Consider the following 21,736-nt stretch of genomic DNA (forward strand, 5'->3'; position numbering starts at 1 on the left):
AGCCTGCTGTGAGAGTGGACAAAGAACGCCACTCTCGCTTGTTGTGACGTAATCCACACGGTTGGTGAACGGTCTGCCGGGCGGGTGAATGCGCGCGCGTCGCCGACCGTGGCGGGCCTGAGGGGCGACGCGCAGGCCGGTTGATTGACCGCAAGACAGGGTGGACTAAAGTGACGCGAAGTGGGAGGCGAGACGCTCTCCCCGCGGACTGTTCACCCAGGAGACGCCGGCCGTGCGCCGGCTTCTCCCCGCGTGCGCGGCGCGTACGTACGGCTCGGCCTCCTCCCGCTCCCGGTCGGCTGACGCTTCCGGCGCCGGCTGGCCACTTCTTCACGGGGGCGTCCCCAGCGTCGTCCGGGGAGGGCGGCCGGCCGGCCGTGCGGACCGGCGCGCCGGATCTGAGAGGCCCCCTTGAGCAAGAGTCGACACGTGCCCGTCATGCTCCGGCAGTGTCTGGACATGCTGGCCCCGGCCCTCGCCGAGCCGGGGGCCGTCGTCGTCGACTGCACCCTCGGGCTCGGCGGCCACAGCGAAGCGCTGCTGACGCGGTTCCCCGGGGCACGGCTCGTGGCCCTCGACCGCGACAAGGAGGCCCTGCGCCTGTCCGGGGAGCGGCTCGCCCCCTTCGGGGAGCGCGCCACACTGGTGCACGCCGTCTACGACGAACTCCCCGAGGTGCTCGACCGGCTCGGCCTGCCACGCGTCCAGGGAGTGCTCTTCGACCTCGGCGTCTCCTCCATGCAACTCGACGAGGCGGAGCGCGGCTTCGCGTACGCGCAGGACGCCCCGCTCGACATGCGCATGGACCAGACGACGGGCGTCAGCGCCGCCGAGGTCCTCAACACCTACCCGCCGGGCGAGCTCGTGCGGATCCTGCGGGCCTACGGGGAGGAGAAACAGGCCAAGCGGATCGTGGCCGCGATCGTGCGCGAGCGCGAGAAGGAGCCGTTCACCACCAGCGCACGGCTCGTGGAGCTGATCAGGGACGCCCTGCCGCAGGCCGCCAAGCGGACCGGCGGCAATCCGGCCAAGCGCACCTTCCAGGCGCTGCGCATCGAGGTCAACGGTGAACTCGCCGTCCTGGAGAGGGCGATCCCCGCGGCCGTGAAGGCCCTCGCCGTCGGGGGGCGGATCGCCGTCCTCTCCTACCACTCACTCGAAGACCGCCTGGTCAAGCAGGTGTTCGCGGCGGGCGCCGCGACCACCGCGCCCCCCGGGCTCCCGGTCGTCCCCGAACACCACCAGCCCCGGCTCAAGCTCCTCACACGCGGTGCCGAACTTCCCACCGAGGAGGAGGTCGCCGAGAACCGCCGCGCGGCCCCGGCACGCCTGCGCGGCGCCGAGCGCGTCCGGGAGGACGCCGAGTGAGCCTGACGAAAGGGGTGGGCGAGTGAACGGAACGGCCGCGGGACGCCCGGGCGCACGGGAGGCTGTGTGAGCAGGACACCCGAACTCAAGGGGCGGGCCGCCCGGCTCGCGCGCCTCATCCCGGCCGGCGGTCGCCGCGGCGCCGCCCGTACCCCCTTCGTGCTGCTCGTCGTCCTGCTGCTCGGGGGCGGGCTCATCGGGCTCCTGGTGCTGAACTCGGCGCTCAGTGAGGGCGCCTTCAAGCTCGACGACCTTCAGCGGCAGACCAAGAACCTCACCGACGAGGAGCAGGCCCTCCAGCGGGACGTGGACGCCTACGCGGCCCCGGACGCCCTCCAGCGCCGCGCCCGGGAACTCGGCATGGTCCCCGGCGGCGACCCCGCGTTCCTCAACCCCGACGGCACCGTCAAGGGCGTCCCCTCGGCCGCCGCCCAGCAGGCCGCGGCCGGTACCGAGGCGCCGCGCCCGCCCGAAGTGCTCAGCCCCTACCCGGAGGCCACGGCGCAGCCGTCCCCGGGCACCACCGCGCCGTCCTCCACAGGCACCACCGCGCCGTCCTCCACAGGCACCACCGCGCCGTCCTCCACAGGCACCACGGCGCCGTCCTCCCCGAGTACGCCGGCGCAGCCGTCCCCGGCCACTCCCTCGGCGGCCCGCTCCGCGACCGCGCGCTCCACCCCGCCCGCACATCCCTCCCCGACTCCCGGCAGGTGACGGAAGTGTCCGACAGGGAACCGCCGCGCCGCCGTGTGCCCGGCCCCGCCCGGCCCGTGCGCCCCGACGCCCGGCGCCGCCCCGGCTCCGGAGCCCGCCCCGGCCCCGGCGCCCGCCCCGCGCGCCGTCCGGCCCCGTCCCGCGGACCCGCCCCCCACGGCATCCGGCTCGGCAGCCCCCGCCCCCGGCTGCGTCTGGTCGGGCTGGCCCTGACCCTGGTGATGGTCGTCTTCGTCGTACGGCTGCTCCAGGTGCAGGCCGTGGACGCGAGCGCCTACGCCGCCAAAGCGGACCAGAACCGCTATGTGGGCCGCACCCTGGCCGCCGTACGCGGCGAGATCACCGACCGCGCCGGAGTCGAGCTGGCGACCAGCGTGGACGCGTACGACATCACCGCCGACCCCACGCTGTTCACCCGGGAGGCCACCAGGACGCCCGACGCCCCCGAGCAGGCCGCCGCGCTCCTCGCCCCGATCATCGGCCAGGACACCGCCGCGGTCGCCAGGAAGCTGAGGGCCCCGCACACCCGCTACGTCCTCCTGGCCCACCGCCAGACCCCCCAGGTCTGGAACCAGATCAAGGACCTGAAGAACACGCTCGCGGCCAAGGCGGAAACCGACCGGACCACGGTCAACGTGCTCGCCGGCGTCCTCGCCGAGCCCACCAGCAAGCGCGTCTACCCCAATGGCGACCTCGCCGCCGGGATCCTGGGCTGGGTCAACGCCGAAGGCAAGGGCGGAGGAGGCATCGAGCAGCAGCTGAACAAGGAACTGGCCGGCAAGGACGGAAAGATCCGCTACGCCCAGTCGGGCGGCCGGCTGGTGCCGACCGCGGGCTCCGCCGAGACCCCCGCCGTGGCCGGCACCGACGTGGAGCTGACCATCGACCGCGACATCCAGTGGGCCGCCCAGAACGCCATCTCCGAGCAGGTGCGCAAGTCCAAGGCGGACCGCGGATACGTCGTGGTGCAGGACACCCGCACCGGGCAGATCCTGGCCATGGCGGACTCGCCCGGCTTCGATCCGAACGACCTGTCCAAGGCCAGTCCGGCGGCGCTCGGAAACGCGGCCCTCCAGGACGCGTACGAGCCCGGCTCCACCGCCAAGGTCATGACGATGGCCGCCGTGCTCCAGGAGAACGCCGCCACCCCGATGACCCATGTCACGGTGCCCAACCGGCTGCACCGCGGCGACCGGCTGTTCGCGGACGACATCGACCACGCGACCTGGTACCTCACGCTCAACGGCGTGCTGGCCAAGTCCAGCAACATCGGCACCATCCTGGCGGCCGGCCAGCTCGGCAAGACCCAGGAGGCGGCCAACCAGGTCCTCTACTCATATCTGCGCAAGTTCGGCATCGGCGGCTCCACCGGACTCGGGTTCCCGGGCGAGACCAAGGGCATCCTCGCGCCGCCCGGCAGATGGTCGACGTCCCAGCAGTACACGATTCCTTTCGGCCAGGGCGTGTCGATCAACGCGGTGCAGGCCGCGTCGGTCTACTCGACCATCGCCAACGGCGGCGTCCGCGTCCAGCCCACCCTGGTGCGCGGCACCAAGGGCCCGGACGGCCGCTTCACCAGGGCCCCGGACCCCGAGGAGACCCGGGTCGTCAGCGCGAAGACGGCCAAGACCCTCGCCCAGATGCTGGAGTCCGTCGTGGACGACGAGCAGGGAACGGGCATCAAGGCGCGCATCCCCGGGTACCGGGTCGCGGGTAAGACGGGTACGGCCAACCGCGTGGATCCGGCCACCGGCAAGTACCGCGGTTACACGTCCTCCTTCGCCGGGTTCGCCCCCGCGGACAACCCCCGCGTCACCGTCTACTGCGCCATCCAGAACGCCACCAAGGGCAGCTACTACGGCGGCCAGATCTGCGGTCCCATCTTCAAGCAGGTCATGGAGTTCTCCCTGAAGACCCTCCAGGTCCCACCCACCGGGTCCGAGGCCGCGAACCTGCCCGTCACGTTCACCCCGTGATCGGCACCACGGAAAGACCGACCAGGAACCAGTCTCGTGACAACGATCACTCCCGGCCCCGGGAACCACACCCCGCATCGGCCCTCACTTCGCCCCACCCCGGGTACGCCCGGTACGCTCACCGCCGTGCCACACGCTGATCAGTCCCAAACCACCCACAAGGCCGCTTCCGTGACATACCCGGGACCGCCGCGACCGGTTCATGTCTCCGCCGTACCCCTGGCGGAGCTCGCCGATCAGCTGGGTGCCACCGCCCACGAGGCCCCGGCCGGCGCGGTCGAGGTCACCGGCATCACCCACGACTCGCGCGCCGTCCGCCCCGGCGACCTGTACGCCGCCCTGCCCGGGGCCCGCCTGCACGGCGCCGATTTCGTCACCCAGGCCGCCGGTCTGGGCGCGGCCGCCGTGCTGACCGACCCGACGGGCGCCGAGCGCGCCGCCGCCACCGGACTGCCGGTCCTGGTGGCCGACGACCCGCGGGCACGGATGGGAGAGCTGGCGGCCGCGATCTACGGCCGTCCGGGCCGCGACCTGCTCCAGATCGGCATCACCGGCACCTCCGGCAAGACCACGACCGCGTACCTCGTCGAGGGCGGTCTGCGAACGGTCCGTTCCACCGGACTGATCGGCACCGTCGAGATGCGCATCGGCGACGAACGCATCAAGTCCGAGCGCACCACCCCCGAGGCCACCGACCTCCAGGCCCTCTTCGCGGTCATGCGGGAGCGCGGGGTCGAGGCCGTCGCCATGGAGGTCTCCAGCCACGCGCTGGTCCTCGGCCGCGTCGACGGCTGCGTCTTCGACATCGCCGTCTTCACCAACCTCAGCCCGGAACACATGGAGTTCCACTCCGACATGGAGGACTACTACCGGGCCAAGGCGCAGCTGTTCACCGAGAAACGCAGCCGGCGCGGTGTCGTGAACCTCGACGACGAGTACGGCCGCCGGCTGGTGAAGGAGGCCGGCGTCCCGGTCGTCACCTTCTCGGCCGAGGGCCACCCGGACGCCGACTGGCGGGCCCAGGACGTGCGGATCGGCCCGCTCGACGCCACGTTCACCGTGGTCGGCCCGAAGGAGCAGCGGATCGCGGCGAAGTCACCGCTGCCCGGTCCCTTCAACGTGGCGAACACCCTCGCCGCGATCGTCGCCCTCGCCGAGGCCGGTCTGGACCCGCAGACCGCGGCCGACGGCGTCGCCGCCGTGCCGGGCGTCCCGGGGCGCCTGGAGCGTGTGGACGCCGGGCAGCCCTACCTCGCCGTCGTGGACTACGCCCACAAGACCGACGCCGTCGAGTCGGTGCTGCGCGCCCTGCGCAAGGTCACCGAGGGCAGGCTGCACGTGGTGCTCGGCTGCGGCGGCGACCGGGACACCACCAAGCGCGCCCCGATGGGGGCCGCCGCCGCCCGGCTCGCGGACACGGCCGTGCTGACCTCCGACAACCCCCGCTCCGAGGACCCCCTGGCGATCCTCGCCACCATGCTCCAGGGCGCGGCGTCCGTGCCCGCGCACGAGCGCGGCGAGGTCCAGGTCTTCGAGGACCGGGCCGCCGCCATCGCCGCCGCCGTCGCCCGCGCGCGGCCCGGGGACACGGTGCTGGTCGCGGGCAAGGGCCACGAGCAGGGCCAGGACATCGCCGGGGTGGTCCGTCCGTTCGACGACCGCCAGGTGCTTCGCGAAGCTATCCAGCAGACCCAGGGATGAACTTGTGATCGCCCTCTCCCTCGCCGAGATCGCAGAAGCCGTCGGCGGGCAGACGCATGACATACCGGATACGTCCGTCCAGGTCACCGGGCCCGTGGTCCGGGACTCCCGCGAGGTGGAGCCCGGCAGCCTCTTCGTCGCCTTCGTCGGCGAACGCGTGGACGGGCACGACTTCGCGCAGGCGGTCGTCCGGGAGGGTGCCGTCGCCGTGCTGGCGTCCCGCCCCGTCGGCGTGCCCGCGATCGTCGTGGACGATGTCCAGGCCGCCCTCGGCGCCCTCGCCCGCCATGTCGTGGAGCGCCTCGGGGCCACCCTCGTGGCGCTCACCGGCTCCGCGGGCAAGACCAGCACCAAGGACCTCATCGCCCAGGTGCTCCAGCACAAGGCGCCGACCGTGTGGACGCCCGGCTCGCTCAACAACGAGATCGGGCTGCCGCTGACCGCTCTCAGCGCCACCGAGGAGACCAGGTTCCTCGTCCTGGAGATGGGCGCCCGCGGCGTCGGCCACATCCGCTACCTCACCGGCCTGACCCCGCCGAGGATCGGCCTGGTGCTCAATGTGGGCACCGCCCATATCGGCGAGTTCGGCGGCCGGGAGCAGATCGCACAGGCCAAGGGCGAACTGGTCGAGAGCCTGCCCTCCAAGGACGAGGGCGGTGTCGCCGTCCTCAACGCCGACGATCCGCTCGTACGCGCCATGGCGTCCCGTACGAAGGCGAAGGTGATCCTTTTCGGAGAGTCCGGCGAAGCGGACGTACGCGCCGAGAACGTGCGACTCACGGACAGCGGACAGCCCGCCTTCAGCCTTCACACACCCTCCGGGTGCAGCGATGTGACCATGCGCCTGTACGGTGAGCACCACGTGTCGAACGCGCTCGCCGCGGCCGCCGTCGCCCATGAGCTGGGCATGTCCGCGGAAGAGATCGCCACCGCGCTCTCCGAGGCGGGCTCCCTCTCCCGCTGGCGTATGGAGGTCACCGAGCGCCCGGACGGCGTGACGATCGTCAACGATGCCTACAACGCGAATCCCGAGTCCATGCGGGCCGCCCTGCGCGCGCTGGCAGCCATGGGCAAGGGCCGGCGGACGTGGGCGGTACTCGGCAAGATGGCCGAGCTCGGGGACGAGGCGCTCGCCGAGCACGACGCGGTCGGGCGGCTGGCCGTCCGGCTCAACGTCAGCAAGCTCGTCGCGGTCGGGGACAGGGAAGCGTCCTGGCTGCAACTGGGCGCATATAACGAGGGTTCGTGGGGTGAGGAGTCGGTGCACGTGTCCGACGCACAGGCGGCGGTCGACCTGTTGCGCAGCGAGTTGCGCCCGGGAGACGTCGTACTCGTGAAGGCGTCCCGGTCGGTCGGGCTCGAGAGCGTGGCGCAGGCGCTGCTCGAGACCGGTGCCGAGGGTGAGGTTGCCGCCCGATGATGAAGCAGATCCTGTTCGCAGGAGTCATTGGCCTCTTTTTCACTCTGATCGGCACCCCGCTGCTGATCAAGCTGCTGGCCCGCAAGGGATACGGCCAGTACATCCGCGACGACGGCCCGCGCGAGCACCACAGCAAGCGCGGTACGCCGACCATGGGTGGTATCGCCTTCATCCTGGCGACGATCGCCGCGTACTTCCTGTCCAAGGTGATCACCGGCAAGCCGCCGACCTTCTCCGGCGTGCTGGTGCTCGGCCTGATGGCCGGCATGGGCCTGGTCGGCTTCCTCGACGACTACATCAAGATCGTCAAGCGGCGTTCGCTCGGTCTGCGGGCCAAGGCGAAGATGGCCGGCCAGCTGATCGTCGGCATCGCCTTCGCCGTGCTGGCGCTGCAGTTCGCCGACGCGCGCGGCAACACCCCGGCCTCCACCAAGCTCTCCTTCGTGCAGGACTTCGGCTGGACCATCGGCCCGGTGCTCTTCGTGGTCTGGGCGATCTTCATGATCCTCGCCATGTCGAACGGCGTGAACCTCACCGACGGTCTCGACGGCCTCGCCACCGGCGCCTCCGTGCTCGTCTTCGGCGCGTACACGTTCATCGGCGTCTGGCAGTTCCAGGAGTCCTGCGCCAACGCGCAGACCCTGACCAACCCGGCCGCCTGCTACGAGGTACGCGACCCGCTCGACCTGGCGGTCGTCTCCTCCGCGCTGATGGGTGCCTGCCTCGGCTTCCTGTGGTGGAACACCTCGCCCGCCAAGATCTTCATGGGTGACACGGGTTCGCTGGCCCTGGGCGGTGCGCTCGCCGGTCTCGCGATCTGCTCCCGCACCGAGCTGCTGCTCGCGCTGCTGGGCGGTCTCTTCGTCCTGATCACCATGTCGGTGGTCATCCAGGTCGGCTCGTTCCGGCTGACCGGAAAGCGCGTCTTCCGGATGGCCCCGCTCCAGCATCACTTCGAGCTGAAGGGCTGGTCCGAGGTACTTGTCGTGGTCCGCTTCTGGATCATTCAGGGCATCTGCGTGATCGTGGGACTTGGCATCTTCTACGCGGGATGGGCAGCGGAAAAGTGACCGACTGGCAGGGCAAGCACGTCACCGTCGCGGGACTCGGCGTCTCCGGCGTCCCGGCGGCCAAGGTGCTGCACGGGCTCGGCGCGGTCGTGACCGTCGTCAACGACGGCGACGACGAGCGGGCCCGGGCGCAGGCCGCGGAGCTTCGGGCGCTCGGCGTCACCGTGCGCCTCGGTGACGGTGCCACCCTGCCCGAGGGCACCGAGCTGATCGTCACCGCGCCCGGCTGGAAGCCCGACAAGCCGCTGTTCGCGGCCGCGGCCGAGGCAGGCGTCCCGGTGTGGGGCGACGTCGAGCTGGCATGGCAGCTGCGCGGGCCCGACGCGGCCCCCTGGCTCGCGGTCACGGGCACCAACGGCAAGACCACGACCGTGCAGATGCTCGCCTCCATCCTGAAGGCCGCGGGCCTGCGCACGGCCGCCGTCGGCAACATCGGGGTCTCGCTGCTGGACGTCGTCCTCGGCGAGGAGCAGTACGACGTTCTGGCCGTGGAGTTGTCGAGCTACCAGCTTCACTGGGCGCCGTCCCTGCGCGCCCACTCCGCCGCGGTGCTCAACCTGGCGCCCGACCACCTGGACTGGCACGGCTCCATGGAGGCGTACGCCGCCGACAAGGGCCGTGTCTACGAGGGCAATCGGGTCGCCTGCGTCTACAACGTCGCCGACAAGGCCACCGAGGACCTGGTGCGCGAGGCGGATGTCGAGGAGGGCTGCCGGGCCATCGGCTTCACGCTGGGCACACCCGCGCCCTCCCAACTCGGCGTCGTGGACGGCATCCTGGTCGACCGTGCCTTCGTCGAGCACCGGCACAAGAACGCGCAGGAACTCGCCGAGGTCTCCGACGTGAACCCGCCGGCCCCGCACAACGTGGCCAACGCCCTCGCCGCCGCCGCCCTCGCGCGCGCCTTCGGGGTGCCCGCCCAGGCCGTACGGGACGGTCTGCGGTCCTTCACCCCGGACGCACACCGCATCGCGCATGTGGCGGACGTGGACGGGGTCGCGTACATCGACGACTCCAAGGCCACCAACACGCATGCCGCGGAAGCCTCGTTGGCGGCGTACGAGTCGATCGTGTGGATCGCGGGCGGCCTCGCCAAGGGCGCCACGTTCGACGAACTGGTCGCTGGGGCCGCGAAGCGGCTGAAGGGTGTGGTGCTCATCGGCGCGGACCGCGCGCTGATCCGTGAAGCCCTCGCGCGACACGCGCCCGAAGTACCCGTCGTCGACCTCGAACGGACCGACACTGGGGCGATGCGTGCGGCTGTGCGGGAGGCACGACGGCTGGCCGGGGCGGGCGACACCGTGTTGCTGGCGCCGGCCTGTGCCTCCATGGACATGTTCGCCAACTACAACCAGCGCGGTGATGCCTTCGCGGAGGCGGTGCGCGAACTCGGCGCCGCCGGCGCCTGACGGCGGGGCTCGGCCACGGCGGGTGCTTCGGGACCCTTTGGAGGGACGCGTGACTCGGATGTGGCCGGGGCGTCGCCGACGGTTTGCGCCGACGACACGGTGCCGCGCCACGGCAGGGAGGTGAGCGTCGATGCCCAGTAGCCGAACAAGCCGTCCGCCCGCCCAGCGCGCCCCCAAGCGGCCCTCCGGCGACCGGCCCTCGCGGGAGAGTCCGGTCGCCCGGCTCGTCACACGGGCGCGGCGCGCCTGGGACCGGCCGCTGACCGCCTACTACCTGATCCTCGGCGGCAGTCTGCTGATCACCGTGCTGGGTCTGGTGATGGTCTACTCGGCCTCGCAGATCACCGCACTGCAGATGTCGCTGCCCGGTTCGTACTTCTTCCGCAAGCAGTTCCTCGCGGCGTCCCTCGGCGCCCTGCTGCTGCTCCTCGCCTCACGGATGCCCGTGAAACTGCACCGGGCGCTGGCCTATCCGATCCTCGCGGGAGCCGTCTTCCTGCTGGTCATGGTGCAGGTGCCGGGGATAGGGGTGGCGGTCAACGGCAACCAGAACTGGATCTCGCTCGGCGGCTCCTTCCAGATCCAGCCCAGTGAGTTCGGCAAGCTCGCCCTCGTGCTGTGGGGAGCCGACCTGATCGCCCGCAAGCAGGACAAGCGGCTGCTCGCGCAGTGGAAGCACATGCTGGTGCCGCTGGTCCCCGTGACGTTCATGCTGCTCGGGCTGATCATGCTGGGCGGGGACATGGGTACGACGATCATCCTCACGGCGATCCTTTTCGGGCTGCTGTGGCTGGCCGGCGCGCCCACGCGGCTGTTCGCCGGGGTGCTGACCGTCGCCCTGGTGCTCGGCGCCATCGCCATCGAGACCAGTCCGCACCGCTTGAACCGGCTCGCCTGTATCGGCGCCACCGACCCGGGACCGAACGACATCTGCTGGCAGGGCGTGCACGGCATCTATGCGCTCGCGTCGGGCGGAATCTTCGGCTCCGGCCTCGGCGCCAGCGTGGAGAAATGGGGCCAACTCCCCGAGGCGCACACCGACTTCATCTTCGCCGTCACCGGTGAGGAACTGGGCCTCGCGGGGACACTGTCGGTGCTCGCCCTGTTCGCGGCTCTAGGCTATGCGGGTATCCGCGTGGCCGGACGCACGGAGGACCCCTTCGTGAGGTATGCCGCGGGAGGCGTGACGACCTGGATCACCGCGCAGGCGGTGATCAACATCGGCGCGGTGCTCGGTCTGCTGCCGATCGCAGGCGTCCCGCTCCCGCTGTTCTCCTACGGAGGATCCGCCCTGCTGCCGACCATGTTCGCCATCGGTCTGCTGATCGCCTTCGCGCGTGACGAGCCCGGTGCGCGGGCGGCGCTTGCGCTGAGGCAACCTCGCTTTGGTAGAAAGCGGGCGGGAGGCTCTGTGTCTGACCGGGGGCCTCGGAGATGGAACACGATGCGACGGCGCGCCTCGGTGGCGCGTTCGTCCGGAGAGCGGTGAATTTCGGTGCATGTCGTACTCGCCGGTGGGGGGACCGCCGGCCACATCGAGCCCGCGCTCGCCCTCGCGGACGCCCTGCGCAGGCAGGATCCGACCGTGGGGATCACGGCCCTGGGCACGGAGCGCGGCCTGGAGACCCGGCTCGTTCCCGAGCGGGGCTATGAGCTCGCGCTGATCCCCGCGGTCCCCCTGCCGCGCAAGCCGACCCCCGAGCTGATCACCGTTCCCGGGCGGCTGCGCGGCACGATCAAGGCGGCCGAGCAGATCCTGGAGCGCACCAAGGCGGACGCCGTCGTCGGTTTCGGCGGCTATGTGGCGTTGCCCGGCTATCTGGCCGCCAAGCGCCTCGGCGTGCCGATCGTGATCCACGAGGCCAATGCGCGGCCCGGCCTGGCCAACAAGATCGGCTCGCGGTACGCGGCCCAGGTCGCCGTCTCCACGCCGGACAGCAAGCTGCGCGGCGCCCGCTACATCGGCATCCCGCTGCGCCGCTCCATCGCCACCCTGGACCGCGCCGCCGTGCGCCCGGAGGCCCGCGCCGCGTTCGGACTCGACCCGAACCTGCCGACGCTGCTGGTGTCCGGCGGTTCGCAGGGCGCACGCCGGCTCAACGAGGTGGTCCAGCAGGTCGCCCCGTACCTCCAGCAGTCCGGCATCCAGATCCTGCACGCGGTCGGCCCCAAGAACGAACTGCCGCAGGTGCACCAGATGCCGGGGATGCCCCCCTATATCCCGGTACCGTACGTGGACCGGATGGACCTCGCGTACGCCGCGGCCGACATGATGCTCTGCCGCGCGGGCGCGATGACCGTCGCCGAGCTGTCCGCCGTCGGGCTCCCGGCCGCGTACGTCCCGCTGCCGATCGGCAACGGCGAACAGCGGCTGAACGCCCAGCCGGTGGTCAAGGCCGGTGGCGGACTGCTGGTCGACGACGCGGAACTGACCCCCGAGTGGGTCCAGCAGAACGTCCTGCCCGTGCTCGCCGATCCGCACCGTCTGTACCAGATGTCCCGTGCCGCCGGCGAGTTCGGCCGCCGGGACGCCGACGACCTGCTCGTCGGCATGGTGTACGAGGCGATCGCCTCGCGCCGGCACCAGTAACGCATGGGCGCGTGAGCCGAAGGGGCACCCCGGTGGGGGTGCCCCCGGCCGAAGGCCGGGGGAGAACCGGGCCAGGAACGAGGAGGGTGCGTGGCCGGACCGACGACCGCCGACCGCGGCAGACGACGGCAGGGGGAGTCCGGCCCGCCCCTGCCGCCCCGGCGCGGGCGACTTCGGCGCCTTCGTATGCTCATCATCCTTTTGCTGGTGGCGGTGTTGGCGAGCGGCGGCGTCATCTGGCTTCTGTACGGCTCCCCGTGGCTGCGCGTTCAGCGGATCTCCGTCTCCGGGACCCGGGTGCTGACCCCGGCGCAGGTGCGCGAGGCGGCCGGCGTGCGGCTCGGCACGCCCCTGATCTCCCTCGACACCGATGTGATCGGGGCTCGTCTGCGCCGGAAACTGCCCCGTCTCGACGCGGTGGACGTCGTCCGTTCCTGGCCCCACGGGATCGGACTGAACGTGACGGAACGTACTCCGGTTCTGCTCATCCGTAACGGCGCGAAGTTCGACGAAGTGGACCGGGAAGGCGTGCGGTTCGCCACGGTGGCGCAGGCCCCGAAGGGCGTCCCCGCACTGGAGCTGGCCCCGCCCCCTTCGGCCGGTCCCCGGCGCTTCGGCACCGACCGGCTGGTGCGCGAGGCGGTCCGCGTCGCCCAGGCCGTCCCGGCCGCCGTCGCCCGTGACACCCGGACCGTCAAGGTCCGTACCTACGACTCCATCTCGCTGGAACTGGGCGACGGCCGGGATGTGCTGTGGGGCAGCGGGGAGAAGGGCCGTGCGAAAGCGGTGACGCTGACGGCGCTGATGAAAGCCGCCCCCCATGCCCGTCACTTCGACGTGAGTGTTCCCACCGCCCCTGCGTCATCGGGGAGTTGACGCACATCAGCGCAGGCCAGCACCCTGGTTGGGCACTGCTACGGCTGATCACATAGGGTGAAAAGAAAAACGGGAGGTTCGGCGTGTTCGTTGTACGTGCGCCACTTGTCGACTTAGTGTCCTGTTCGGAAGAGTCCAAGGAACAGACACACTGGTAACCCTAAACTTCAGGGTGAGGGTTCGGGTCGGCGTTCGGACCGTCCCATTCGGCATCTGCCGTCGGACCGCGGGGCACCCGTGGGGCGACGGCAACGTAATTCGAGGCGAGAGGCCTTCGACGTGGCAGCACCGCAGAACTACCTCGCAGTCATCAAGGTCATCGGTGTCGGCGGCGGTGGTGTCAATGCCATCAACCGGATGATCGAGGTCGGTCTCAAAGGCGTCGAGTTCATCGCCATCAACACCGACGCGCAAGCTCTGTTGATGAGCGACGCCGACGTCAAGCTCGACGTCGGCCGTGAACTCACCCGCGGACTGGGCGCCGGCGCCAACCCGGCCGTCGGCCGCAAGGCCGCCGAGGACCACCGCGAGGAGATCGAGGAGGTCCTCAAGGGGGCCGACATGGTCTTCGTGACGGCCGGTGAAGGCGGCGGCACCGGTACCGGCGGCGCGCCCGTGGTGGCCAACATCGCGCGCTCGCTGGGCGCCCTCACCATCGGCGTGGTCACGCGCCCGTTCACCTTCGAGGGACGGCGCCGTGCCAACCAGGCCGAGGACGGCATCGCCGAGCTCCGCGAAGAGGTCGACACCCTCATCGTCATCCCGAACGACCGGCTGCTGTCCATCTCGGACCGCCAGGTCTCCGTCCTCGACGCCTTCAAGTCGGCGGACCAGGTCCTGCTCTCCGGTGTTCAGGGCATCACCGACCTCATCACCACCCCCGGCCTGATCAACCTGGACTTCGCCGACGTGAAGTCCGTGATGTCCGAGGCCGGTTCCGCCCTCATGGGCATCGGCTCGGCCCGCGGCGACGACCGCGCGGTGGCCGCGGCCGAGATGGCGATCTCCTCGCCGCTGCTCGAAGCGTCCATCGACGGCGCCCGCGGTGTGCTGCTGTCCATCTCCGGCGGCTCCGACCTCGGCCTCTTCGAGATCAACGAGGCCGCCCAGCTGGTGAGCGAGGCCGCGCACCCCGAGGCCAACATCATCTTCGGCGCCGTGATCGACGACGCCCTCGGCGACGAGGTGCGGGTCACCGTGATCGCCGCCGGCTTCGACGGCGGCCAGCCCCCGGCCAAGCGGGAGAACGTCCTCGGCTCGTCCGCGGCGCGGCGCGAGGAGCCCACGCCGGCGCGCCCCGCCGAGAGCCGTCCGTCCTTCGGCTCGCTCGGCAGCGTCACCCCCAAGGAGGCGCCGGAGCCCGCCCCGGAGCCCGTGAGCGAGCTCCCGGTCTCCCCGCCGCCCATCCCGCCGTCGCGGACCTACTCGGACAGCGCGGCCGAGGAGCTGGACGTGCCGGACTTCCTCAAGTGATAGGACAGCGCGACACCGCGAGCGGCGCGCACTTCGCCTTCACCGACCGGTGGGGCGGGGTGAGCGCCGCTCCGTACGAGGAGCTCAATCTCGGCGGTGCGGTCGGCGACGACCCCGAGGCCGTGGGGACCAACCGGGAGCTGGCTGCGAAGTCGCTCGGGCTCGACCCCGCCCGGGTGGTCTGGATGAACCAGGTGCACGGCCGGGACGTGGCCGTGGTCGACGAGCCGTGGGGTGCGAGGCCGGTGCCCGAGGTCGACGCGGTCGTCACCGCACGGCGCGGCCTCGCCCTCGCCGTGCTCACCGCCGACTGCACGCCCGTCCTGCTGGCCGACCCCGTCGCCGGGGTCGTGGCCGCCGTCCATGCGGGCCGGCCCGGCATGGTCGCCGGTGTGGTCCCCGCAGCCGTCCGCGCGATGATGGAACTGGGCGCCGAGCCGTCCAGGATCGTCGCCCGCACGGGACCCGCGGTCTGCGGCCGGTGCTACGAGGTGCCGGAGGCGATGCGCGCCGAGGTGTCCGCCGTCGAGCCGACGGCGCACGCCGAGACGAGCTGGGGCACTCCCGCGGTCGATGTGACCGCCGGCGTGCACGCGCAGCTCGAACGGCTCGGGGTGCGCGACCGGGCGCAGTCGCCGGTGTGCACACTCGAGTCGGGCGATCACTTCTCGTACCGCCGCGACCGTTCCACGGGACGGCTCGCGGGCTATGTCTGGCTGGACTGATGGGGCATGACGGACCGTAAGCAACAAATCTCCGCGAATCTCGCGCAGGTCGAGGAGCGCATTGCGGCCGCCTGCCGGGCCGCCGGGCGCAAGCGGGAGGAGGTGACCCTGATCGTGGTCACCAAGACCTATCCCGCCGGTGATGTGCGGATTCTGTCGGAACTCGGTGTGCGCGACGTCGCCGAGAACCGCGACCAGGACGCGGCGCCCAAGGCGGCGGCATGCTCGGATCTGCCGCTTACCTGGCACTTTGTCGGCCAGTTGCAGACCAACAAGGTGCGCTCCGTGGTCGGTTATGCGGGTCTTGTGCAGTCCGTCGATCGTTCCCGGCTCGTCACGACGCTGTCGAGGGAGGCCGTGCGGGCCGGGCGCGAGGTCGGCTGCCTGATCCAGGTCGCGCTGGACGCGGGCGAGGGCGGGCGAGGGGAGCGGGGCGGAGTGGCGCCCGAGGGAATCGAAGAGTTGGGCGACCTCGTCGCGAACGCCCCGGGACTGCGGCTGGACGGCCTGATGACCGTAGCCCCGCTCACCGGGGAGTATGCGGGGCGTCAACAGGCGGCGTTCGAGCGGTTGATGGATTTGTCGACCGACCTGCGCCGAGCCCATCCGGCTGCAACCATGGTCTCGGCAGGGATGAGTGCGGACCTCGAGCAGGCCGTGGCCGCCGGGGCGACACATGTGCGCGTCGGCACCGCGGTACTCGGAGTCCGCCCCAGGCTCGGGTAACGTCGCCAAGAAGTCGGACCACAGCAGAAAATATGGTCATTACCGCTGATAGGCGGGCGAAACGACCTCGTGGATCGCGGGGACTTGGCAGTCGTCAGCCGATCCACCACAGAGCGGAGGACTCAGAGCATGGCCGGCGCGATGCGCAAGATGGCGGTCTACCTCGGCCTCGTGGAGGACGATGGGTACGACGGCCGGGGATTCGATCCCGACGACGACTTCGAGCCCGAGCTCGACCCGGAACCGGAACGGGACCGCAGGCGGCACGAGCCGTCTCACCAATCGCACCAGGCACTTCAGCCCCAACGGGACGAATCGGTACGAGTGGTGCAGCCGCCGGCGCAGCGCGATCCGGTGTCCCATTCCCCTTCGCTGCCCGCGGAATCCGGGCGTCCCGCCCGGATCGCTCCCGTGGCATCCATCACACAAGAACGTCAGAGCCTGGAGAAGAACGCACCGGTGATCATGCCCAAGGTCGTGTCCGAACGAGAGCCGTACCGGATCACCACGCTTCACCCCCGGACCTACAACGAGGCCCGTACCATCGGGGAACACTTCCGTGAGGGCACGCCGGTGATCATGAATCTGACTGAGATGGACGACACAGATGCGAAGCGACTTGTCGACTTTGCGGCCGGTTTGGTGTTTGGTCTTCACGGCAGCATCGAGCGGGTGACGCAGAAGGTGTTCCTGTTGTCGCCTGCTAACGTCGATGTCACGGCGGAGGACAAGGCCCGCATCGCAGAGGGCGGGTTCTTCAACCAGAGCTGAGACGCACCACCGGAAAAAGGCACGGAACAGGGGAGAGGGAAGCACGGATCATGGGCGTGTTCCTGGAGGTTGTCTACATCGCGCTGATGTGCTTCCTCGTCGTGCTGATTTTCCGGTTGGTCATGGACTACGTCTTCCAGTTCGCCCGCTCATGGCAACCCGGCAAGGCGATGGTGGTCGTTCTGGAGGCCACCTACACTGTCACTGATCCACCGCTGAAGCTTCTGCGGCGGTTCATCCCGCCGCTGCGTCTCGGGGGCGTGGCGCTCGACCTGTCCTTCTTCGTACTGATGATCATCGTCTACATCCTGATCTCCATCGTGGGCAATCTCGCGAGGTGAATGTGGACGATACGGTCTTGCCGACTGCCGATGACTACGTTGAGGTGAAGAGATGCCGTTGACCCCCGAGGACGTGCGGAACAAGCAGTTCACGACCGTCCGCCTCCGAGAAGGCTATGACGAGGACGAGGTCGATGCCTTCCTCGACGAGGTCGAAGCCGAACTGACCCGTCTGCTCCGCGAGAACGAGGATCTGCGCGCCAAGCTGGCCGCCGCGACGCGCGCCGCCGCGCAGAACCAGCAGAACATGCGGAAACCCCCGGAGCCGCAGGACCAGCCGCAGGGGATGCCCCAGCAGGGCATGCGCGGTCCCGGCGCGCCCGTTCCCGCCGGGATATCGGGCCCGCCGCAGCAGCAGATGGGCGGCCCCATGGGTGGCCCGCCCCAGCTGCCGAGCGGTGCCCCGCAGCTGCCTGCCGGCCCCGGCGGCGGTCAGGGTGGTCCCCAGGGGCCCGGCCCGATGGGCCAGGGTCCGATGGGTCAGGGGCCGATGGGGGGTCAGCCCCCGATGCAGCAGCAGATGGGCGGTCCGATGGGCGGCCCCATGGGCGGTCCGATGGGCGGCCCCATGGGCGGTCCGGGCATGCCCGGTCAGGGCCCCGGCGGCGACAGCGCCGCGCGTGTCCTCTCGCTTGCCCAGCAGACCGCCGACCAGGCGATCGCCGAGGCTCGCTCCGAGGCCAACAAGATCGTCGGTGAGGCCCGCAGCCGTGCCGAGGGTCTGGAGCGCGACGCCCGAGCCAAGGCCGACGCCCTGGAGCGGGACGCGCAGGAGAAGCACCGTGTCGCGATGGGCTCCCTGGAGTCCGCCCGCGCCACGCTGGAGCGCAAGGTCGAGGACCTGCGTGGCTTCGAGCGCGAGTACCGCACCCGTCTGAAGTCCTACCTGGAGTCGCAGCTGCGCCAGTTGGAGACCCAGGCAGACGACTCGCTGGCCCCGCCGCGCACCCCGGCCACGGCGTCCCTGCCGTCGCCGTCGGCGCCGTCGATGGCTCCGGCGGGCGCGAGCGCCCCGTCGTACGGCGGCAACCAGACGATGGGTGGTGCCCCGGCTCCGTCCGCTCCGTCCTACGGCGGTCAGCAGCAGATGTCCCCGGCGATGACCCAGCCGATGGCGCCGGTGCGTCCGCAGGGCCCCTCGCCGATGGGCCAGGCTCCCTCGCCGATGCGCGGGTTCCTCATCGACGAGGACGACAACTGACGTCCATGAGTCAGCCGTAGGTGTCGGCAGCCTTTCAGGGCGGGGCCCCGGATCGAGTGATCCGGGGCCCCGCCCTTGTGCTACGCGCGTTCGGGGTTTTTGCCCCAACCGTTCGTCCGTGGGAGCGGTTGTGCGTGCGGACGCAACGCCGAAGGCCCGGGCCCGCCAGGATTTTCCGGCGGGCCCGGGCCTTCGTGTGGGCCGCTACGCCTTGCGCAGGCGGAAGGAGAGGCTCAGGGAGTCGTCGGTGAACGGCTCCCCGTAGGTGTCGTCCGCCTCGCCCTGGGCGAACTCCGTGGCGAGGACCTCGTCGGCGATCAGACCCGAGTGTTCGGTCAGGGCCGCGATGACCGCGGTGTCCGTCGAGGTCCAGCGGAGCGCGATGCGGTCGGCCACGTCGAGGCCGCTGTTCTTGCGGGCCTCCTGGATCAGCCGGATCGCGTCACGGGCGAGGCCCGCCTGCCGCAGCTCCTCGGTGATCTCCAGGTCGAGGGCGACCGTCGCGCCGGAGTCGGACGCCACCGACCAGCCCTCGCGCGGGGTCTCCGTGATGATCACCTCGTCGGGAGCGAGGGTGACCGTCTCGCCGTCGACCTCCACCGCCGCGGTGCCCTCGCGCAGCGCCAGGGACAGGGCCGCCGCGTCGGCGTTCGCGATCGCCTTGGCCACGTCCTGGACGCGCTTGCCGAAACGCTTGCCCAGCGCGCGGAAGTTCGCCTTCGCCGTCGTGTCGACCAGGCTGCCGCCGACCTCGCTCAGCGAGGCGAGACCCTCGACGTTCAGCTCCTCGGTGATCTGCGTGTGCAGCTCCCGGTCCAGCGTCTCGAAGCCGGCCGCCGCGACCAGCGCGCGGGACAGCGGCTGACGCGTCTTGACGCCCGACTCCGCGCGCGTGGCGCGGCCCAGCTCGACGAGCCGGCGCACCAGCACCATCTGGCGGGACAGCTCCGGGTCGATCGCGGACAGGTCCGCCTCGGGCCAGGCGGACAGGTGCACCGACTCCGGGGCGGCCGGGGTCACCGGCACGACCAGGTCCTGCCAGACCCGCTCGGTGATGAACGGGGTGATCGGGGCCATCAGCTTCGTGACCGTCTCGATGACCTCGTGCAGGGTGCGCAGCGCGGCCTTGTCGCCCTGCCAGAAGCGGCGGCGGGAACGGCGGACGTACCAGTTCGACAGGTCGTCGACGAACGCGGACAGCAGCTTGCCGGCGCGCTGGGTGTCGTAGCTCTCCAGGGCCTCGGTCACCTGGTCGGTGAGCGCGTGCAGCTCGGAGAGCAGCCAGCGGTCCAGGACCGGGCGGTCGGCGGGCGCCGGGTCGGCCTCGCCGGGGGCCCAGCCCGACGTGCGGGCGTACAGGGCCTGGAAGGCGACCGTGTTCCAGTACGTCAGCAGCGTCTTGCGGACGACCTCCTGGATCGTGCCGTGGCCCACCCGCCGGGCCGCCCAGGGGGAGCCGCCCGCGGCCATGAACCAGCGGACCGCGTCCGCGCCGTGCTGGTCCATGAGCGGGATCGGCTGAAGGATGTTGCCCAGGTGCTTGGACATCTTGCGGCCGTCCTCGGCGAGGATGTGGCCGAGGCAGACGACGTTCTCGTACGACGACTGGCCGAAGACCAGCGTGCCGACCGCCATCAGCGTGTAGAACCAGCCGCGGGTCTGGTCGATGGCCTCGGAGATGAACTGCGCCGGGTAGCGCGACTCGAACAGTTCCTTGTTCTTGTAGGGGTAGCCCCACTGCGCGAACGGCATCGAGCCCGAGTCGTACCAGGCGTCGATGACCTCCGGCACCCGGGTGGCCGTCTTGCCGCACTGCGGGCAGGCGAAGGTGACCTCGTCGATGAACGGGCGGTGCGGGTCGAGGCCGGACTGATCGGTGCCGGTCAGCTCGGTCAGCTCCGCGCGGGAGCCCACGACCGTGAGGTGGTCGTCCTCGCAGCGCCAGATCGGCAGCGGGGTGCCCCAGTAGCGGTTGCGCGACAGCGCCCAGTCGATGTTGTTGTTCAGCCAGTCGCCGTACCGGCCGTGCTTGACCGTGTCCGGGTACCAGTTGGTCTTCTCGTTCTCCTGGAGCAGACGGTCCTTGATGGCGGTGGTGCGGATGTACCAGGACGGCTGCGCGTAGTAGAGGAGCGCGGTGTGGCAGCGCCAGCAGTGCGGGTAGCTGTGCTCGTAGGGGATGTGCTTGAAGAGCAGGCCCCGCTGCTGGAGGTCCTCGGTGAGCTTTTCGTCCGCCTTCTTGAAGAAGACGCCGCCGACCAGCGGGACGTCCTCCTCGAAGGTGCCGTCCGGCCGGACCGGGTTGACCACCGGCAGGCCGTATGCGCGGCAGACCTTGAGGTCGTCCTCACCGAAGGCGGGGGACTGGTGCACCAGACCCGTGCCGTCCTCGGTGGTGACGTAGTCGGCGTTGACCACGTAGTGGGCGGGCTCGGGGAACTCCACCAGCTCGAAAGGACGTTGATACGTCCAGCGCTCCATCTCGGCGCCGGTGAAGGTCTGGCCCGTGGTCTCCCAGCCCTCGCCGAGAGCCTTGCCGACGAGCGGCTCGGCGACGACGAGCTTCTCCTCGCCGTCGGTCGCGACGACGTAGGTGACCTCGGGGTGCGCGGCGACCGCGGTGTTGGAGACCAGCGTCCAGGGGGTCGTCGTCCACACCAGGAGCGCGGCCTGTCCGGCCAGCGGACCGGAGGTGAGCGGGAAACGGACATAGACCGAGGGGTCCACGACCGTCTCATAGCCCTGCGCCAGCTCGTGGTCCGACAGACCGGTGCCGCAGCGGGGGCACCAGGGGGCGACGCGGTGGTCCTGGACCAGCAGCCCCTTGTTGAAGATCTCCTTCAGGGACCACCAGACGGACTCCATGTACTCGGGGTCCATCGTCCGGTAGGCGTCGTCCAGGTCGACCCAGTAGCCCATGCGGGTCGTCAGCTCGGCGAAGGCGTCGGTGTGGCGGGTCACCGACTCGCGGCACTTGGCGTTGAACTCGGCGATGCCGTAGGCCTCGATGTCCTGCTTGCCGCTGAAGCCGAGTTCCTTCTCGACCGCCAGCTCCACCGGAAGGCCGTGGCAGTCCCAGCCGGCCTTGCGGCCCACGTGGTACCCGCGCATGGTGCGGAAGCGCGGGAAGACGTCCTTGAAGACGCGGGCCTCGATGTGGTGGGCACCCGGCATGCCGTTGGCCGTGGGCGGGCCCTCGTAGAACACCCATTCGGGGCGGCCCTCGGACTGCTCCAGGCTCTTGGCAAAGATCTTCTGCTCGCGCCAGAAGTCGAGCACGGCGTGCTCGAGTGCGGGCAGGTCGACCTGGGCGGGCACCTGGCGGTACTGCGTCATGGATCTTCCTCCGGCGGACGTGCTGCCTTCCGTCGGAGG

17 protein-coding genes are annotated in these 21,736 nt (G+C 70.8%); 16 read left to right on the forward strand and 1 reads right to left on the reverse strand.

Going from position 1 to position 21,736, the window contains the following annotated elements:
• Nucleotides 1-411: 411 nt before the first annotated feature.
• From rsmH to LZ604_RS12050, 16 genes are all read left to right on the forward strand, one after another.
• Nucleotides 412-1,368, forward strand: a complete 957-nt coding sequence (gene rsmH / locus LZ604_RS11975) for a 16S rRNA (cytosine(1402)-N(4))-methyltransferase RsmH (protein WP_234514989.1) — start codon at nucleotides 412-414, stop codon at nucleotides 1,366-1,368.
• Between the two features lie 66 nt (nucleotides 1,369-1,434).
• Complete coding sequence (gene ftsL / locus LZ604_RS11980; protein ID WP_234514990.1) at nucleotides 1,435-2,082, forward strand: cell division protein FtsL; 648 nt, start codon at nucleotides 1,435-1,437, stop codon at nucleotides 2,080-2,082.
• A gap of 5 nt (nucleotides 2,083-2,087) precedes the next feature.
• Nucleotides 2,088-4,058 (forward strand): penicillin-binding transpeptidase domain-containing protein, encoded by a 1,971-nt coding sequence (locus tag LZ604_RS11985; protein WP_308283579.1) that lies wholly within the window; start codon nucleotides 2,088-2,090, stop codon nucleotides 4,056-4,058.
• Between the two features lie 171 nt (nucleotides 4,059-4,229).
• Entirely contained in the window at nucleotides 4,230-5,759 is a 1,530-nt protein-coding gene (locus LZ604_RS11990; RefSeq protein WP_234515174.1) for a UDP-N-acetylmuramoyl-L-alanyl-D-glutamate--2,6-diaminopimelate ligase, read from the forward strand.
• A 4-nt stretch (nucleotides 5,760-5,763) separates the two neighbouring features.
• Entirely contained in the window at nucleotides 5,764-7,179 is a 1,416-nt protein-coding gene (locus LZ604_RS11995) for a UDP-N-acetylmuramoyl-tripeptide--D-alanyl-D-alanine ligase (RefSeq protein ID WP_234514992.1), read from the forward strand.
• Nucleotides 7,176-8,249 carry a phospho-N-acetylmuramoyl-pentapeptide-transferase gene (gene mraY / locus LZ604_RS12000; RefSeq protein WP_234514993.1) on the forward strand — a complete coding sequence of 358 codons (1,074 nt, stop codon included), beginning with the start codon at nucleotides 7,176-7,178 and terminating at the stop codon, nucleotides 8,247-8,249. Before LZ604_RS11995 ends, mraY begins: the two co-directional genes overlap by 4 nt.
• Nucleotides 8,231-9,658 carry a UDP-N-acetylmuramoyl-L-alanine--D-glutamate ligase gene (murD, locus tag LZ604_RS12005; protein WP_234514994.1) on the forward strand — a complete coding sequence of 476 codons (1,428 nt, stop codon included), beginning with the start codon at nucleotides 8,231-8,233 and terminating at the stop codon, nucleotides 9,656-9,658. Before mraY ends, murD begins: the two co-directional genes overlap by 19 nt.
• Nucleotides 9,659-9,788: 130 nt before the next feature.
• Nucleotides 9,789-11,147 (forward strand): putative lipid II flippase FtsW, encoded by a 1,359-nt coding sequence (gene ftsW / locus LZ604_RS12010; RefSeq protein WP_234515003.1) that lies wholly within the window; start codon nucleotides 9,789-9,791, stop codon nucleotides 11,145-11,147.
• Nucleotides 11,148-11,153: 6 nt separating this feature from the next.
• Nucleotides 11,154-12,248, forward strand: a complete 1,095-nt coding sequence (gene murG, locus LZ604_RS12015) for an undecaprenyldiphospho-muramoylpentapeptide beta-N-acetylglucosaminyltransferase (protein ID WP_234515006.1) — start codon at nucleotides 11,154-11,156, stop codon at nucleotides 12,246-12,248.
• 90 nt (nucleotides 12,249-12,338) lie between these two features.
• Nucleotides 12,339-13,124, forward strand: a complete 786-nt coding sequence (locus LZ604_RS12020; protein ID WP_234515008.1) for a cell division protein FtsQ/DivIB — start codon at nucleotides 12,339-12,341, stop codon at nucleotides 13,122-13,124.
• Nucleotides 13,125-13,403: 279 nt separating this feature from the next.
• A complete protein-coding gene (gene ftsZ / locus LZ604_RS12025; protein WP_234515009.1) occupies nucleotides 13,404-14,597 on the forward strand; it encodes a cell division protein FtsZ in 1,194 nt (397 codons plus the stop codon).
• Nucleotides 14,594-15,322 (forward strand): peptidoglycan editing factor PgeF, encoded by a 729-nt coding sequence (pgeF, locus tag LZ604_RS12030; protein ID WP_234515016.1) that lies wholly within the window; start codon nucleotides 14,594-14,596, stop codon nucleotides 15,320-15,322. Before ftsZ ends, pgeF begins: the two co-directional genes overlap by 4 nt.
• Nucleotides 15,323-15,328: 6 nt before the next feature.
• Nucleotides 15,329-16,048, forward strand: a complete 720-nt coding sequence (locus LZ604_RS12035) for a YggS family pyridoxal phosphate-dependent enzyme (RefSeq protein ID WP_234515018.1) — start codon at nucleotides 15,329-15,331, stop codon at nucleotides 16,046-16,048.
• A gap of 129 nt (nucleotides 16,049-16,177) precedes the next feature.
• On the forward strand, nucleotides 16,178-16,819 hold the full coding sequence (locus LZ604_RS12040) for a cell division protein SepF (RefSeq protein WP_234515020.1): 642 nt from the start codon (nucleotides 16,178-16,180) through the stop codon (nucleotides 16,817-16,819).
• Between the two features lie 50 nt (nucleotides 16,820-16,869).
• Entirely contained in the window at nucleotides 16,870-17,160 is a 291-nt protein-coding gene (locus LZ604_RS12045; RefSeq protein ID WP_234515022.1) for a YggT family protein, read from the forward strand.
• Between the two features lie 52 nt (nucleotides 17,161-17,212).
• Nucleotides 17,213-18,361, forward strand: coding sequence for a DivIVA domain-containing protein (locus tag LZ604_RS12050; protein ID WP_234515027.1), 1,149 nt, complete (start codon nucleotides 17,213-17,215; stop codon nucleotides 18,359-18,361).
• 204 nt (nucleotides 18,362-18,565) lie between these two features.
• Here LZ604_RS12050 and ileS read toward each other — a convergent pair whose 3' ends face one another.
• Nucleotides 18,566-21,697, reverse strand: a complete 3,132-nt coding sequence (gene ileS / locus LZ604_RS12055; RefSeq protein WP_234515028.1) for an isoleucine--tRNA ligase — start codon at nucleotides 21,695-21,697, stop codon at nucleotides 18,566-18,568.
• Nucleotides 21,698-21,736: the final 39 nt, after the last annotated feature.

It is taken from the genome of Streptomyces glomeratus (genome assembly GCF_021462825.1).
In the GTDB taxonomy this organism is placed as follows: domain Bacteria; phylum Actinomycetota; class Actinomycetes; order Streptomycetales; family Streptomycetaceae; genus Streptomyces; species Streptomyces glomeratus.